The organism is Collinsella tanakaei (genome assembly GCF_030373545.1).
GTDB lineage: Bacteria > Actinomycetota > Coriobacteriia > Coriobacteriales > Coriobacteriaceae > Collinsella > Collinsella tanakaei_C.
In genome coordinates this window covers 195,860-212,558 of the sequence record NZ_JAUDCO010000003.1, presented here as the reverse complement: position 1 = coordinate 212,558, position 16,699 = coordinate 195,860, and the positions used below count along the sequence as shown (strand labels likewise).

Annotated in this window: 12 protein-coding genes; 9 read left to right on the top strand and 3 right to left on the bottom strand. The window is 69.1% G+C overall.

The window, feature by feature from the left end:
- Window positions 1-92: 92 nt before the first annotated feature.
- The 3 genes from QUW00_RS03795 to fucO all read left to right on the top strand — a co-directional run bounded on the left by QUW00_RS03795 (window position 93) and on the right by fucO (window position 3,341).
- Window positions 93-1,490, top strand: a complete 1,398-nt coding sequence (locus QUW00_RS03795; protein WP_289613069.1) for a threonine/serine ThrE exporter family protein — start codon at window positions 93-95, stop codon at window positions 1,488-1,490.
- A gap of 84 nt (window positions 1,491-1,574) precedes the next feature.
- Window positions 1,575-1,901, top strand: coding sequence for an L-rhamnose mutarotase (locus tag QUW00_RS03790; protein ID WP_289613068.1), 327 nt, complete (start codon window positions 1,575-1,577; stop codon window positions 1,899-1,901).
- Window positions 1,902-2,180: 279 nt separating this feature from the next.
- On the top strand, window positions 2,181-3,341 hold the full coding sequence (gene fucO / locus QUW00_RS03785; protein ID WP_289613067.1) for a lactaldehyde reductase: 1,161 nt from the start codon (window positions 2,181-2,183) through the stop codon (window positions 3,339-3,341).
- 75 nt (window positions 3,342-3,416) lie between these two features.
- Here the strand turns inward: fucO and mnmA are convergent, their stop codons facing one another.
- Window positions 3,417-4,559, bottom strand: coding sequence for a tRNA 2-thiouridine(34) synthase MnmA (gene mnmA, locus QUW00_RS03780; RefSeq protein ID WP_289613066.1), 1,143 nt, complete (start codon window positions 4,557-4,559; stop codon window positions 3,417-3,419).
- A gap of 7 nt (window positions 4,560-4,566) precedes the next feature.
- Entirely contained in the window at window positions 4,567-5,505 is a 939-nt protein-coding gene (gene cysK, locus QUW00_RS03775; protein ID WP_289613065.1) for a cysteine synthase A, read from the bottom strand.
- A 208-nt stretch (window positions 5,506-5,713) separates the two neighbouring features.
- Between cysK and QUW00_RS03770 the strand changes: the two genes are divergently transcribed.
- Entirely contained in the window at window positions 5,714-6,139 is a 426-nt protein-coding gene (locus tag QUW00_RS03770) for an RrF2 family transcriptional regulator (RefSeq protein ID WP_289613064.1), read from the top strand.
- Window positions 6,140-6,151: 12 nt separating this feature from the next.
- On the opposite strand, the gene QUW00_RS03765 is transcribed toward QUW00_RS03770, so the two are convergent.
- Window positions 6,152-6,526 (bottom strand): phage holin family protein, encoded by a 375-nt coding sequence (locus QUW00_RS03765; protein WP_289613063.1) that lies wholly within the window; start codon window positions 6,524-6,526, stop codon window positions 6,152-6,154.
- Between the two features lie 103 nt (window positions 6,527-6,629).
- Between QUW00_RS03765 and QUW00_RS03760 the strand changes: the two genes are divergently transcribed.
- From QUW00_RS03760 to QUW00_RS03740, 5 genes are all read left to right on the top strand, one after another.
- Entirely contained in the window at window positions 6,630-7,670 is a 1,041-nt protein-coding gene (locus tag QUW00_RS03760) for an FAD:protein FMN transferase (RefSeq protein ID WP_289613062.1), read from the top strand.
- Window positions 7,671-7,855: 185 nt separating this feature from the next.
- On the top strand, window positions 7,856-8,167 hold the full coding sequence (locus tag QUW00_RS03755; protein WP_289613061.1) for a YerC/YecD family TrpR-related protein: 312 nt from the start codon (window positions 7,856-7,858) through the stop codon (window positions 8,165-8,167).
- A 169-nt stretch (window positions 8,168-8,336) separates the two neighbouring features.
- Window positions 8,337-11,306, top strand: coding sequence for a PD-(D/E)XK nuclease family protein (locus QUW00_RS03750; protein WP_289613060.1), 2,970 nt, complete (start codon window positions 8,337-8,339; stop codon window positions 11,304-11,306).
- A 5-nt stretch (window positions 11,307-11,311) separates the two neighbouring features.
- Window positions 11,312-14,905, top strand: a complete 3,594-nt coding sequence (locus QUW00_RS03745) for a UvrD-helicase domain-containing protein (protein ID WP_289613059.1) — start codon at window positions 11,312-11,314, stop codon at window positions 14,903-14,905.
- Between the two features lie 147 nt (window positions 14,906-15,052).
- Complete coding sequence (locus tag QUW00_RS03740; RefSeq protein ID WP_289613058.1) at window positions 15,053-16,510, top strand: M81 family metallopeptidase; 1,458 nt, start codon at window positions 15,053-15,055, stop codon at window positions 16,508-16,510.
- The last annotated feature ends 189 nt before the right edge of the window (window positions 16,511-16,699 follow it).

Here is a 16,699-nt window from a genome sequence, read left to right as displayed (position 1 = left end):
GTGCGCGAAAACAAACGCCTTGTTCGGGCACATCGCGGGGGCGGACCGGTACACTAGAGGGTACCGGTCCGCCGATCATGAGGAGTCGTCCCATGGACCACGAGCACACAAGCGCCGTCGACGGGATTCGCGAGGCGCTCTCCCATGCCCATCTGCCCCACGCGCACCGTGCGCGCGTGCGGCATCGCAACCACATGGCCGTGCCGTGGCACGAGGTGACCGATTGCGACGACATGCTCGCCGTCGATGCCGACCTCGACGACAAGTCGTCCATCATCTGTCGCGCGGGCCTGCTGCTGCTCGCGGGCGGCACGGGCAGCTGGCGCGTGCGGGACTGCATGAACAAGATCGCCGGCGTGCTGGGCGTCACCATCTCGGCGGCGGTGAGCCTCACCACGATCGAGTGCACGTGCATCGACGGGCACACGAGCTTCTCCGAGGTGATCTCGCTGCACACGACGGGTGTCAACACCGAGCGCATCCGCCTCATGGAGCAGTTCACGCGCGAGGTGCAGAAGCGCGGCGACACCTTCACCGTGCGCGAGTTCCACGACCGCATGGATGCCATCGAGCACACACCCGGCAACTACGCTCCCTGGGCGGTCGGTCTGGCGTCGGCGGCCGCCTGCGCGGCGTTCGTGTTTCTGCTCGGCGGTGGCCCCATCGAGATGGGCTGCGCGTTCGTGGGCGCCGGCCTGGGAAACTTCACGCGCCGCATCATGCTCGACCGCAGGCTCACGCACTTCGTGTGCATCGGCGCCTCGGTCGCCATCGCGTGCCTGGCGTACCTCGGCTGCCTGTCGCTGCTGTCGCTCGTCGTGCCCGGGGCGCTTGAGCACGAGGCCGGCTACATCGGTGCCATGCTCTTCGTGATCCCTGGCTTTCCGCTCATCACGAGCGGTCTGGACATCGCCAAGCTCGATTTCCGCTCCGGCCTCGAGCGCCTCGCCTACGCCGTGGCGGTCATCGTCGTGGCCACGCTCGTGGCATGGCTCGTGGCGATGATGGTCGAGCTTTCGCCCGACGAGTTCTCCGCGCAGGGCCTCTCCGCTCCCGTTCAGCTCGCCTTGCGCCTGGTCGCGAGTTTCGTGGGCGTCTTCGGGTTCTCCATGATGTTCAACTCGACGCTCGAGATGGCGGCGACCGCCGGCGTCGTGGGCGCGCTCGCCAACACGCTGCGCCTGTCGCTGGTCGACTTCGCGGCGATGCCCCCGGAGGCGGCGGCGTTCGTGGGCGCCACCTGCGCCGGCCTCATGGCGTCGGCCGCGGCGACCAAGACGGCGTTTCCGCGCATCTCCATCACCGTGCCCTCCATCGTCATCATGGTGCCGGGCCTGTACATGTACCGCGCGGTCTACTACATGGGCGTCTTCGACACGATCGACGCTATGGAGTGGATCATCCGTGCGGTCATGATCATCCTGTTCTTGCCGATGGGCCTGGGCCTCGCCCGCGCCCTTACCGATCCCGACTGGCGCTACTGCTCGTAGGGTTGCCGACGCGTGCCGGCGCCGCGCCGACGGGTCGGCACGCGTAGACGTATCATGGGAAAAGACCTAGCTGAGGAGGTTGCTATGGGTAAGATTCAACGGTTCGGTTCGATCTCGCGCACGAACGGCGAGGAGGGCTACCGCCAGTACAAGGCCTACCATGCGGCGCCGTTCGAGGGCGTCAACGAGATGATCAAGGCCTGCAACCTGCAAAACTACTCGATCTACTACTACGACGGCCTGCTGTTCTCGTACTACGAGTACACCGGCGACGACTACGAGGCCGACATGGCCAAGATGGCCGCCGACCCGCGGACGCAGGAGTGGTGGGCCGCCGTCGGCCCGAACATGAAGCCCTTCGGCGAGGACGGCGACTGGGAGTTCATGGAGGAGCTCTACCACCTGGAGTAGGCTTCCTGCGGGTTGTCGCCCGTTGCCGGCGGATGTGTCCGCATCGACGTCCGGGCGGCTGCCGGAAGGGTGGGGCCGTTCGCCGAACGATACCTACCGTCTACGTCGAACCGCCAGCTAGATGGCGGTGAATCCGATTCGGTGACCGGTTCGACCGCTTACGGTGTCCGCATGCGGGCATAAAATATCGATAGTTTGAGAGGATGCGCCGCGCACGCGACTCGCGCGGCGCATTCCCGTGTTTGCGGGGCCGTGCCCCGTGTGGAAAGGAAGGCAATCATGGCCAATCGCATCGTTTTGAACACCATCTCCTATCATGGCGCCGGCGCCATCAAGGAGATCCCCGGCGAGATCAGCCGCCGCGGCTTCAAGAAGGTCTTTGTCTGCGCCGATCCCGACCTGGTCAAGTTCGGCGTCGCCGCCAAGGTCACCGACCTGCTCGACGAGGCCGGCATCGCTTGGAGCATGTACTCCGAGATCAAGCCCAACCCCACGATCAAGAACGTCCAGGACGGCGTCGAGGCCTTTAAGGCCGCCGAGGCCGATTCCATCGTGACCATCGGCGGCGGCTCCGCGATGGACACCGCCAAGGCCATAGGCATCATCATCAACAACCCCGAGTTCGCCGACGTGCGCTCGCTCGAGGGCGTCGCCCCCACGAAGAACCACGCCGTGTTCACCATCGCCGTGCCCACCACCGCCGGCACCGCGGCCGAGGTCACCATCAACTACGTCATCACCGACGTCGAGAAGGTCCGCAAGTTCGTGTGCGTCGACACCAACGACGCCCCCGAGGTCGCGGTCGTCGACCCCGAGATGATGGCCACCATGCCCGCCGGCCTCACCGCCTCGACCGGTATGGACGCGCTGACCCACGCCATCGAGGGCTACACCACCCGCGGCGCCTGGGAGCTCACCGACATGTTCCACCTGAAGGCCATCGAGCTCATCGCCAAGAACCTGCGCGACGCCGTGGCCGAGGCCAAGAGCGGTCAGCCGGGGAGCGGCCGCGAGGGCATGGCGCTCGCCCAGTACATCGCCGGCATGGGCTTCTCCAACGTCGGCCTGGGCATCGACCACGCCATGGCGCACACCCTGTCCGCTCACTATGACACCCCGCACGGCGTGGCCTGCGCCATGCTGCTGCCGATCGCGATGGAGTTCAACAAGCCCGTCGTGGCCGAGCGCCTGGCCGACGTCGCCGTCGCCATGGGCGTTGACACCACCGGCATGACGACCGACGAGGCCGCCGACGCCGCCATCGCCGCGGTGCGCCAGCTGTCTGCCGACGTCGACATCCCGACCGTCTGCGAGGCCATCACCGAGGACGAGCTCGACCAGATCGCCGACGACGCGCTGGCCGACGCCTGCTACCCGGGCAACCCGCGCGACGCCGATCACGCCACCGTCGTGGAGCTGTTCCGCAAGATCATGAAGTAACGAGCGCCCAACGGTCTCGTTGCGAGGGGCGACCTGCCGACCGGGCGGGTCGCCCCTTGTGCGTTCGAGGGCTTGCTATCGTGAGTCCGCGTGGCGGACCGTGCCGCCGCCGAGGACCGTGTCGCCGTCGTAGACGACGACGGCCTGGCCGGGTGCGATGCCGCGCTGGGGCGTCTCGAAGCGCACGCGGACCCCGCCGTCCGCGCCTGCGCCGGCATCGGCGAACGAGAGGCGCGCTGCCTGATCGGGCTGGTGATAGCGGATCTTGGCGCCGACCGCGATGCCGGCGTCCCCGGCGTCGCGCAGGCGCTCCTCCATCGCGGCTGCCGGCGCGCTCCAGACCCAGTCGTCGGCGACGAGCTCGTCTGCCATCAGGTCGTCGACGGAGCCGAGCGTCACCGTGTTGCGCCCGATATCGATGGCGCATACGTACAGCGGGTGCGCGGCGGCGACGCCTAAGCCCTTGCGCTGGCCGATGGTGTAGCGCAGCGCGCCCCGGTGGTGTCCGAGCACGGCGCCGTGCGTGTCGACGACGTCGCCTTCCGGCAGCGGGCGCCCGTGGCGGCGTTCGATGAACGAGGCGAAGTCGTTTCCCGGCACGAAGCAGATTCCCTGGCTGTCGGGCTTCTCGGCGCTGACGAAGCCCTGCTCGCGCGCGATGCGGCGCACGTCGCGGTCTTTGGTAAGGGACCCGAGCGGCAGCAGCACGTGCGCCAGATGCCGTTGGGTGAGCGCATAGAGCACGTAGCTTTGCTCCTTGGCGGCATCGGCGCCCTTGACGAGCCGCCATGCCCCGTCCGGCTGCGCGGGCGGCACGACCTGCGCGTAGTGCCCGGTCGCCACGAAGTCGCACCCGAGCTCGCGGGCGTGGTCGAGCAGCGCCCCGAACTTGAGGTAGCGGTTGCAGTCGCAGCAGGGGTTGGGGGTGCGGCCCGCCTCGTAGGTGCGCACGAACTTGTCCACCACGCAGCGCTCGAAGGTCGCGCGCAAATCGAGGACGTGGTGTGGAAAGCCGAGCGCGTGCGCCACGCTCGCGGCATCGTCGGCGTCGCGCGACGACCCGCAGGTGCCGGTGTCCGCATCGTCCGCCGCCGGGTCGTCGTGCAGAAGCATCGTGGCGCCGACGCAGTCGTAGCCCTGCTGTTTGAGCAGGTATGCCGTCACGCTCGAATCGACGCCGCCGCTCATGGCGACGAGCACGCGCCTTCTTGCCGTCACGTCGCGCCTACTCGGCGAACAGGGCGCTCGACAGGTAGCGCTCTCCGGTGTCGGGCAGCAGCACGACGATCATCTTGCCGGCGTACTGCGGCATCTTGGCGAGCTCGATCGCGGCCCATGCGGCGGCGCCCGACGAGATGCCGACGAGCACGCCCTCGGTGCGGGCGATGAGGCGGGCGCAGGCGAGCGCGTCCTCGTCCGTCACGGGGACGACCTCGTCGTACACGCCGGTGTCGAGCACCTTGGGCACGAAGCCCGCGCCGATGCCCTGGATGGCGTGCTGTCCGGCCTCGCCGCCGGACAGCACCGGGGAGCCGGCGGGCTCGACGGCGACGATGCGTATGTCGGGGCGCTTGGTGCGCAGGTAGCGTCCGACGCCGGTGATCGTGCCGCCCGTGCCGGCGCCTGCGACGAAGACGTCGACGTCCCCGTCGGTGTCGCGCCAGATCTCCGGGCCGGTCGTCGCCTCGTGGGCGGCGGGGTTCGCGGGATTGGTGAACTGGCCGGCGATGATGCTGCCGTCGATTTCGCGGGAGAGCTCCTCGGCGCGGCGTATAGCGCCCGCCATGCCCTGCGCGCCGGGCGTGAGGATGACCTCGGCGCCGTAGCCCTCCATGAGCTTGCGGCGCTCGGGGCTCATGGAGTCGGGCATGGTGATGATGAGGCGGTAGCCGCGGGCGGCGGCCAGGGCGGCGAGGCCGATACCGGTGTTGCCGCTCGTGGGCTCGATGATGGTGCAGCCGGCGTGCGGCCGGATGGTGCCCGCGGCCTCGGCGTCATCGAGGATGCGCCGGGCGACGCGGTCCTTGGCCGAACCGGCGGGGTTGAAGTATTCGAGCTTGGCGACGACGCGCGCGCCGAGGCCCAGCTCGCGCTCGATGCCGGTGAGCTCGAGCAGGGGAGTGTTGCCGATCAGCTGGTCGATCGAGGTGTTGATGGCGCTCATGGACGCTCCTTGGCAGACGGGTTGCATGCACCCCGATTATACGGCGGGCGCACGCCGCGCGCCCGCGCCGCGCTATCGCGCGCACCGTCGTCACAGGTTCCGCAGGTGCGCGGCTCTATGGAATAAAAAGACCCCTACTATTCGGTTCACGTTATATAAAGGTATTTGGTATGCTGATGGAGCAATGTCGTCGAGAGGGGGAGATAGCATGCTGGTATCGACGAAAGGCCGCTACGCCCTGCGCGTCATGATCGATCTTGCCGAGCACCAAGCGGACGGTCGCATACCCCTCAAGGAGATCGCCGAGCGCCAGGGCGTATCCGAGAAATACCTGGAGAATATCCTGTCGACGCTCGTGCGCAACGATATGCTCACCGGCATGCGCGGCAAGCGCGGCGGCTACCGTCTCACCCGGCCCGTCGAGGATTACACGGTCGGCGAGATTCTGCGCCTGACCGAGGGCGGACTCGCCCCGGTGTCGTGCCTGGAGGGCGGCAAGACTGGGTGCGAGCGCGCACCCGAGTGCCCGACCATCCACATGTGGACCGAGCTCGATGGGCTCATCTCCCGCTATCTGGACGGCGTGACCCTGGCGGACCTGGCCGCCTCGCCCCGAGGGATCGACTGCCTCTAGGACCTGGGTCCCTTACGCCTGCGCGTCCTGCGTCACCATGTTGAGGATGCCTCCGACGATGCTGATGACGATCGCACCGAAAAACGCTGCCCAAAAGCCATCGATCGCGATGCCCGCTCCGAGCAGGTTCAGGGAGAACCAGCTCGCAAGCTCGAGCATGAGCCCGTTGATGACCAGCTGAAACACGCCGAGCGTCAGGATGGTCACCGGAAGGGACACGATGGTGAGCAGGGGCTTGACGAGTGCGTTGACCAGGCCGAGAAACAGCCCGACAAACGCGAAGCACAGCCAGGGATCCGCCTGCCCGAAGGGCTCGATACCCGGCACGATGTAGGCCGCGATGGATATGGCGATGGAAATGAGCAGCCAATTGAGGATGAAGCGCATGGGCGCCGACCGCCTTTCTGGGGGCCTGCCGCCGCGAAGCGGGGCGTATCATGGGTGAGAAGATTGTGAGCCATGCGAAAAGGGGTTGCCGGTGCGAGACGGGATGAGTCATCAAAAACCCAGACCGCCCGCGCCCGTGGGGTGTTCGGACGGCGGGCGCGAGCTCGCGTTCACGGCGTTTGACACCGAGGTGCGCCTGCGGGTCTACCCGGCGCCGGCGCGCCCGGACGCTGACGTCTCGCCCGCCGCGCTCGACGCCGCGCTCGCGACATGCCGGATGCGGTGCGCGTATTTCGAGGGCATCCTTTCGCGCACCCGCCCCGAGTCCGACATCGCCCGAGCCCATCGCGCGGCGCCGCGTCCGGTGCCGGTGGCGCCCGAGACCGCCGAGGTGGTCCGGCTGGCGCTCGGGTATTGCGAGCGGAGCCGAGGCCTGTTCGATATCACCATGGGCACGGTGACGTCGCTATGGGACTTCCACGCCGGTCGCGTCCCGACGGCGCTCGCGCTCGCGCGCGCCCTGCCGCATGTCGACTATCGACTTGTCGAGGTGAGCCCGCCGGGCACAGCACCGACCTTGGCGATCGGAGACCCCGAAACCGTCCTTGACCTCGGAGGCATCGCGAAGGGCTATATCGCCGACGACCTCGCGGCGCTGCTGGAGCGGGCGGGCGTGGGCTGCTTCGCGTTGAATCTCGGCGGCAACGTGATGCTGCGCGGCGGACGCCCTCCGCGCGCCGACGACGCGGGGGCGGCGCCGCTACCCTGGAGAACCGGGATCGCCGACCCCTTCGATGCGGCGCGCTTCTGCGCGGTGGTCGACGTCGTGGACGGCTCGGTGGTCACGAGCGGGGCGCGCGAGCGGAGCTTCGTCAAAGGCGGCAGGGTCTACCATCACATCCTGGACCCTGCGAGCGGCATGCCGGCGCAAAGCGACGTGGCGAGCGCGACCGTCGTGGCCGACCGCTCGCTCGACTGCGACGGCTATTCGACGACCCTGTTCATGCTGGGGGCACAGGAGGCCCTGGCGTTTGCCGAGGGGGTCAGCGGCATCGAGGCGCTGATCGTCGACGACCGCGGACGCCTCAGCTGGACGAGCGGGCTTGCCGGCCGCGTGCACGCCTCCGTGCAGCCGCGGCGATAGACCGCCGCCCGCCAAGGGTCGCGGTGCCGCTCGCCGCCGGATACCGCGATACTTTAGCGCGGTGGTGTGATACACTGCATCACGTGGCCGTGTCTTGTCGGGTGTTGGATATTTTGAGCCCCCAATACGCGTATGCCAGTATCAATCCGAGCCGATATGAGCTAATTTGGCGGTGCCGTATCCGTATGAATATCGAAAAGATGTATGAGCGAAGCGACGTCCAGCAGCTCGTGCGCGCGATGCTGCTGCTCGATGACGAGGACGATGTGCGGGCCTTTCTGACCGACCTGTGCACGCCGCGCGAGATCTGCGATTTCGGGCAGCGCCTTCAGGTTGCCCGCTTCCTCGACGAGGGTGAGCCCTACGTTGAGGTCCAGGCGCGGACCGGCGCGTCGTCCACCACGGTGAGCCGTGTGTCCAAGGCGCTCAACGGCGAGCACGGCGGGTATCGTCGCGTCCTCATCAAGCTCGAGGACCAGGAGCGCGGCCGGACGTAGCGGCCGCAGCGAAGATGGCAACGAGGCGTCCTGCATCCCATCGTCGGTGCAGGGCGCCTCTTCTTGTGTCGCGCCTGAGCGTTTTGGCGCAAGCGGCGCGCTGCGTGTCCGTGCGGGCGTGTAGGATAGGTGCAAGCGAATCTATACGAAGTCGATCCGTGGGAGGGCCATGTCGGTACGAATCGTGAAGACGCGCCCGGGCGTCGTCCCGGGCGATGCCGAACTCGACCTGATCCGTCGGGGCGTCTCCCAATGGGGGCGGTGCACGCTGCTTGCGCCCTCGCTGGCCGAGCGCGATCAGGTGCGGCGCAGCCTCGCGCGCGCCGGCGTGGGCGTGGGCGTCGACGCCGCCGTCGTGCCGGCGTGGATCGAGAGCCTGTGGGAGCTGCTCGGCGACGGCAGCCATCTGTGCTCAGGCGTCCAGCGCCAGCTCGTCATGGCCGAGCTCGTGCACACGAGCGCACCGGAAGATCTGGCGCCCCTGCGCGCGAACCCCGGCACGGTGCGGCTGCTCGCCGCCATGGCGCGCGATCTTTTGCCCTACGCTGGCGCCTCGGCGGCGCCTGGCGCCTCGGATGGGGCGGCGGCATCCGTGCTGGCCTGTCTTCGCCGGTACGCCGACGCCCTGGCGGGCCGCGGGCTTACCGAACCCTCGTGCGCGGCGGCCACGTTGGCCGAAGCGCTCGCCGCCTCACCGGTCGCCTGCGCGCGCTTCGTCGTACTGCGCGGTATCACGACGCTGCCCGCCTATCTGATGCGGTTGCTCGCCTCCATCGCCGTCGCGGGGGAGGCCGTGGTGCTGCTCGCCGGCGAACAGGCCGCATGGAGCGATGAGCTTGCCGCGGCGTTTGCGAACCTTGGCTGCGACGTCGCCATCGAGGAATGCGTCGACGGGCGCCCCGCTGCTCCGTGTGCTACCCCGACGTTTTTGGAGGTCTTCGGCCCCCATGCCCGGTCCCGCGCGTATGCCGACGCGATCGCGCGCGCCGGTGCGGACGGTGCGCGCAGCGCGGTGGTCGCTTCGGCACATGCGAGCGAGCTGGCGGATGCGCTTGCGCCCTATCTCGCCGCGCGCGGCATCCCCTTTGAGCTCACCCGGTTCGTGCGGTTCGGTCAGACGGCGTTCGGCCGGCAGCTGCGCGCCTTGGCGGACCTCGTCGCGCGCATGCGCGCGGACGAGGAGCAGACGGGGTCGGCGCTGGAATGGTGGCCTGCTCCCGAGCTCACCGACTGGCTCTATTCGCCGCTGTCGGGCGCGGACGCGCTTCTCGCGCGCTCGTTTGACAAGAAGGTGCGCGCGACGCGCTCCCTGGGCGTCCAGGGCGTTCTGCGCGAGCTGCAAAGCGTCCAGTCGCGCACCGCCGCGGCGCGCCGCAAGCTTGCCGACGGCCATCCGTTTGCCCGCGTCCCCGCCGTCTGCGCCGACGTCGTGCGCTTCCTGTGGCAAGATCGGCCGGTCTCGGCCATCAAGGCGATGCTCGAGGTGCTCGAGGCGCTGCCCGCCGCATCGCTTGGCTCCGTGGCGGGAACCTGTCGCGTGACGTGCGAGCGCGCGATGGCGCGCCGTGCGCTCGAGGTCGTCGCCGACGAGGCGCGCGCCCTCGGCGTATCGCAGGCGAGTGCCGTGGAGTCCCTCGACGGCCTGTGCGTCGTCTCGCGTGAGCGCGCGAGCGCGTCACCTGTGGACGAGGGCACGGCCGTCGAGGTGTCTTTCATGACGCTCGCCGACGCCGCGGCGCTGCCGTGCGGCTCGGTCGACTTCATGCTCCTGGCCGACGTGGAAGTCGCGAACTATCCGCTCTCCCATGACGAAGGGGCGCGTGCGTCCCTGGCAGACCTCCTCGGCGCGCCGACGCTTGCGCTCGAGCCCATCGCTCGCGTCCGCGACCTCGTGGGCCGCGCCCGCGCGGCGGCGCGGTCGTGCGTGCTCGCCCGTGTCACCCACGACCGGCAGGCCAAGGACCGCTATCCCGCTGCGATCTGGACCGAGCTCGTCGCCGCGCTCGGCGAGGGGGCCTCGATCGCGCGCGAGGGCGAGCAGGACGTCGCGGGCGATTTCGACCCCGCCGGCACCGGTTCCTGGTCGGCGGAGCGCATCGCCTGCCTGCCTCCCCAGCAGCTCGACGAGGCGGCCGCCCGCTACATGGTGCTCATGCGTCGCACCGAGGAGGGGGCGCTCGAGCCGCGTCAGTTCTCGGCGTCGCAGATCGAGATGTACTCGTCGTGCCCGCTGTGCTGGTTCATGTCCTCGCGCGTGCGCCCCGCCGTCATCGATGCTGGCTTCTCCAACATGGAGAAGGGCAACTTCGTGCACGACGTCATGGACCGCTTCCACGAGCGCCTGGCGTCCGACGGCGCGCGCCGCGTGACGCCCGAGAACCTCGCTTCCTCGCTCAACCTGCTCGACGAGGTGTTCGCCGAGGTGCGCGCCGAGCACGCCCGCGGCAAGACGGCGAGCTCGGCGCCGCTCGTGGCGCTGAGCGCTGGCGAGGAGCGGCAGATCGACGACATCCTGCCCCAGTTGAGGAAGGTGGTGCGCTACGAGGCGGGCGCGCTCGCGCCGTTCGCCCCCGCCTACCTCGAGTACTCCTTCAACGGGCTGGGGGTTGCCTACGCCGGCTACCCGCTCGGCGGGCGCATCGACCGCGTCGACGTCGACGCCGCCGGCCGCGCCGTGGTCATCGATTACAAGCACCGCTCGGACGTGACGCCGTTCAAGCTCGCCGACCCGACGGTTCCCAACAAGAAGACCGGCGAGGTCGCCGCGGACGATCCGCGGTGGCTCCCGGAGCATACGCAGACCCTCATCTACGCCCAGGCGCTGCGTCGCTCGCTCGGTCTAGACGTCCGCGGCGCGCTCTACTTCGCCACGAAGGGCAAGGTGGCCATGCGCGGCGCCGTGGCCGACGAGCTCGCCGAGGTCGAGCCTGATGACGGGCGCGTACCCGGTCTGCGCGACGGCTTTCCCGGCGAGCGCGCAGGGGGCACTATGGGTTTCACCGAGCTGCTTGACCGCGTGGAGGGCTCGATCGCGATGCGCCTGGCCGACCTCGCCTCCGGCAAGGTCGCCGCTTCTGCCGAGCAGCGTCCCAGCTGCGTGCACAACCATCCGATCGGATTCGAACGAAGGGACGCGTGACGGACATGGACCTCTCATCGCTCATGCCGCAGCAGCGCGAGATCGTCACCACGCTCGACGGTCCGCTGTTCGTATCCGCAGGCGCGGGATCGGGCAAGACGTTTACGCTCACGCGGCGCATCCTGTGGGCGCTCTCCGACGATTCGGGCCCGTATCTGTCGAGCCTCGACCAGGTGCTCGCCATCACGTTCACCCGGGATGCCGCCGCGGAGATTCGCGAGCGCGTGCGCGCCGCGCTCATCGAGGCGGGCATGGAGCGCGCCGCGCTGTCCGTCGACGACGCGTGGATCTCGACGATCCACGGCATGTGCGCCCGCATCCTCAGGGCGCATGCGCTCGAGCTGGGGATCGATCCCGAGTTCGGCATCGTCGAGGACACCGACGAGCTCATCGGCGCCGCGATCGAGCGGGTGCTCGCACGCGCCGACGACGGCGGGGATGCAGCCGGCGAGCTTTCCGCCCTGCTCGCCTGGTATCCGCTCAAGGCCGAGGGCGGCCCTGCCGCGCGTGCGGCCTCCACAAGCGTCGAGGGCATCGTCCGGCGCCTGCTCGAGCTTGTGTGCACCCTGCCTGACGGCATGGACGGCGTGCATCTGCATCGCGGGACCGATGCGGTGGCGTCGCTTGCCGATGCGTACCGTGCGTGCCTGGACGCAAGCCCCAAGGCCGCGCAGATCGCCCGCGACGCGATGGCGGCCATCGACGCCTACCTGGCAAGCGAGCGCACGGTGGGCGACGCGGTGCGCTGCATGATGAGCTGCGACATCCCGCGGCCGAGCAAGGCGCTGCCCAAAGAGCAGCTCGACCTGTTGCGCGCCGACGTCGCCAACACCTTTATCTGCGCCCTGCTCGCGTGTGGATCCGACGCCCTCGATTCCCTCATGGCGCTCGCGCGCGACGTCGAGGCCGAGTACCGCGCGCTCAAGCGCGAGGCGTCGGTGCTCGACAACAACGATCTGCTGCGCCTGACCTATCTCGCCCTGCGCGATCGGCCCGCCATCCGCGCGGCGTACGCCGACCGGTTCCGAATGGTGATGATCGACGAGTTCCAGGATACCGACCAGCAGCAGGTCGACCTCATCGGCTTTCTCACGGACGGCGGGCGCCGCCTGTGCACCGTGGGCGACGCGCAGCAGTCCATCTACCGTTTCCGCGGAGCGGAGGTGGAGGTGTTCCGCCGGCAGGAGCAGAGCATGGCGACCCCGGCAGCAGCCGGCGCCGATGCCGCTGCCGCTGGCAAGATCGTGCGCCTGGTGAAAAACTTCCGCAGCCATGCCGAGATCTTGGACTACGTCGCCCGCGTCTTTGACGGCGAGCACGGCGGCCTCATGCGCGGCTTTCTTGACCTTGTGCCCCATGACGAGCGCACCGACGCACTCGTCGCGCCGGCGTCGCGCCGCCAGGCGCTGCTTGTCGTGGGCGGGGTGCGCGCCGAGCGCACCGAGATGAAGGCCGCCGCCATCGCCGCGCGCTTCCGAGCGCTCGCCGATGCCGGCCAGCCCGCGGGCGACATGGTGCTGCTGCTGGGCGCCATGACGCAGGCGGGCGTGTACGCCGAGGCCATTCGCGCGCAGGGACTCGACTGCGTGATCGCGGGAGGTTCCGTGTTCTCGTCGACCCCCGAGGTGGCTGCCGTGCGCGCGCTCGTGTGGACGCTCGCGAACCCCGCCGACGCTGCCCAGGGCTTGGCGCCGCTGCTGACATCTCCGCTGTTCGCGCTCGGCGCGAAGGAACTCTTGGCGCTTGCGACCGCCTACGACCCCGCGACGGGCGAGACGCGCCGCCGCAACCTCGATGCGGGGCTGATGAGCGACGACGACGCGCCGGGCCTGGAGGGACTCGCGCTCGTCGAACGGGCGCGCGCCGTGCTGCGCGCGGCCCTGGCGCGCGTCGGCCGCGATCCTGTCGCCGACATCGTGCGCGAGGTTGTGCGCGCGTCGGGATGGATGGTGCGCCTGGCCGAGCGCGGGCCCGAGGGACGCGCCGTCGCCGCGAACGTCCTGAAGGCGCTCGATCTGATCGACGAGGCGCAGGCCGAGGTCGGCAACGCTCCGCGCGGCATCGCGCGCGCCTTCGATGCGGCGCTGGCCGCCAAGCAGGCTCCGGGCGCCTTAAACGAGCGGGGGACCGGCGCCGTGCGCATCATGACCGTGCACGCGTCGAAGGGTCTGGAGTTCCCCGTCGTCGCGGTCGCTGACTGCTTCACGGTCAAGCGCAGCGCCGACCGCTTCCAGACGCGCCGCTCGCGCGCGGGCGTCGAGGCGGTGGCGTTGCCCGCCCGGCTGCCGGGCACGGTGCTGGCGGACGGGCGCCATATCACCGACACGAAGGTCGAGGAGCGCTTCCGCAAACTGTACGGCACCTGGCTTGCGCCCGATACCCTCGACGAGGTCTGCGCCACCGGCTCGGCTGCCGAGGCGTTCGTGTCCATGCGCGAGGAGTCCCTATGTCGTGAGCTCGAGGAGCGTGCCCGCCTGCTGTACGTGGCCATGACGCGCGCCCGCGAGGTGCTCATCCTGGCGATGGACGCCGGCGTGGGGACGAGGGGGAAGCCGGAGCTCACGTTTGACGACGAGTGCGACCTGACGCGGTCGGTGCTCGAGCGGATTCTGCCCGATGAGGGCCGGCGCCTCGATGCGGATCGGCTCGTGTTCGAAGGCACGAAACCCGGCGACTACGAGCTCATCGCATGTCGCGACTTCATGTTCGCGGGCGTGGAGTATCCCGCCAACGTCGAGGTGGGGCAAAGCGCCGCTCCGGCGGACGCGTCCGCCGAGGGCCCTGACAGCTTCACCCTGGTCTGGCCGAAGCCCGTCGACTACGCCGTGGCGCCCGCCGAGCGGCCCGCTCGCGATGCGTACAGCTACTCGTCGATGTCCGCTGCCCTTCACGAAGAAGGGGAGGACCGCGCCTGTGCACGGGGACAGGACGGCGAGGCGCAGGTGAGCTCCCTGCGTGCCGAGACGGCGCCGGCCGCGGCGGATGGGACCGCTGCGGCAGGGGCGGCGGCGTCGGAGGTGCTCGACGTGATCGAGGCGTCCGATCCGGCGCCTGTCGGCGAGCCCGGGGAGGACCCGACGGCTTTGGGCTCGGCGTTCCACGCCGCGGCGCAGTGGCTGATCGAGACCGGCGCCGAACGCGTGCCGACCGAGCGCATCGATGCGCAGGCGCGCTATTGGGGCACAAGCGAGGCGCAGCGCGCCCGGCTCGACGCGGCGCTGCGGCGCTGGGAGGCGTCGCGGATGCGTGCCGAGCTGAGGTCGTGGCCCTGCGTGCGCGCCGAGGTGCCCTTCTTCTCGCTGGGCATGGATGACGACGAGGTCCGGGAACGGTTCGGGACGTTTGCCGAGGGCGCGATCGACGCGCTCGCGACCGATCCCGCACGCCCCGGCGAGGCGTTGGTGATCGATTACAAGACCGGCGGCAGCCCGCAGGAGACGCCCTCTCAGCTGCAGGACAAGCATGCGCTCCAGGCGCGCGTCTATGCAGATGTGCTGCATCGGGCCGGCTTTGCGCGCGTGCGCCTCGCGTTTGTCCGCGTCGAGGTGCCCGATGCGGACGATCCGACGCAGCCGCAGGTTGTGACCTACGACCTCTAGGGTTTCGAGGCGGTGCGGGCAGCGGGGAGACCGCTACCCGCACCGCTGTGTGTCTCAAACGTGTTCTTGCCGTCGATATGCATTTTGGCGAATGGTTTGTGCTAGGCTGGCGGGCTTGAGTGACGATGTCGATCGCAAGGAGCCGCCATGAAGGTCTTTGCCGCCCATATGACCGCCGAGTGCAACGAGCACGTCTCGCGCGATGCGAGGCTCGAGGACTTCCTGCTGCTGTACGGCGAGGAGAGCCTTGACGAGATGTGCGTCCGCGACGTGTTCGAGAATCGCGGGATCGAGGTCGTGCCGTCCATCTATGCCGCCATCAACCCGAGCGGCATGATCGAGCACGACGCCTACGAGTTCATCGTCGGGCGCATCATCGAGGACCTTCGCGCGCATCTTGACGAGATCGATGCGATCTACCTGCAGCTCCATGGCGCAAGCGGTGTGCGCGGCCTGGATTGCGTGTCCGGTGAGCACGACCTTCTGCGCCGCATCCGCGAGATCGTGGGCGTCCACATGCCGATCGCGCTCGCGCTCGACCCCCACGGCAACGTGACCTCCGAGCTCGCCTCGCGCGTGAACATCCTGCGCTGCTTCCGCGAGTCTCCGCATATCGACACGGTCGACACCTGGCGCATCGTCGCCGAGAAGCTCGTCGACCTCATGGGACATCGCCGTCCCATGCACCCCATCGTGCGCAAGCTCCCCATCATCGTGGAGGGCGAGCGCAGCGTTTCGGCCAACGAGCCGATGCGCTCCATCAATCGCCTGCTCGACGAGGCGGAGACCGACGAGCGCGTGTTCTCCGCTTCCTACCACGTAGGGTACCTACGCCACGAGGACGATAAGCTCGGCGCCGCCGTGGTCGTGGTGCCCAATGAGCCGGCGGACGCCGCCTGGTGCGCCGAGGTCGCCGACCGCATCGCGCGCTATGCGTGGGACCATCGCGGCGAGTTCGTATTCGGCGGCAACTACGGCGACGCCGCCGAGTCGGTGCGACGCGCGGTCGCCTTCGAGGGCAAGACGGCGGTCATCACCGATTCGGGCGACAACTGCGGCGCCGGGTCGTCGGGCTGCGGCACCGTGATACTGCGCGAGCTTCTGGCGCACGACTTGGGCGGCAAGCGCGTGCTGGTCGCCGGCGTCAACGATCCGGCTGCCTGCGAGCTGCTCAGCGGCTTTCCGGTGGGCGCGCACGTCTCGTTTGCGCTGGGCGTCGGCGAGAACGAGGTCTCGGCCCCGGTGGAGATCTCCGGTACGCTCACCGTCGTCGGCGACGCAGCCGTCGGCTCGCAGAAGGTCGTCGGCTCCAGCTATATCGTCAACGTCGACGGCACGGGCCTCGATGTGCTCGTGATGCCGCACAACGTGCAGTACGGCCACATGGAGCAGTTCCACGCCGCCGGCGTCGAGTTCCACGATTACGACATCGTCGTGGTCAAGATGGGCTACCTGGACACCTACCTCATCCCCGAGACCGCCTTCCACATCATGGCGCTGACTCCCGGGCCGACCGACCAGCTCTACGAGAAGCTGCCGTTCCGCCGCATCTTCCGACCCATGTGGCCGCTCGACCAGATGGACGAACTCATCTACATCGAGTAGCCCCTGCGCCTACGCGCTGTATGCGAACAGTCTGACGATACCCGGCAGGCGCGCGTCTCCCGCGAAAGGGGAGGGCGCGCCTGCTGTCCTATGCAGGCAACAAGCGACGTCGGCGTCCCCTTGTCCTCCCTCGACCGCCGAAACGCGGGGCGCCTGTGGGTGTTGCGCGACCGCCGCGCAGGGGCGCGG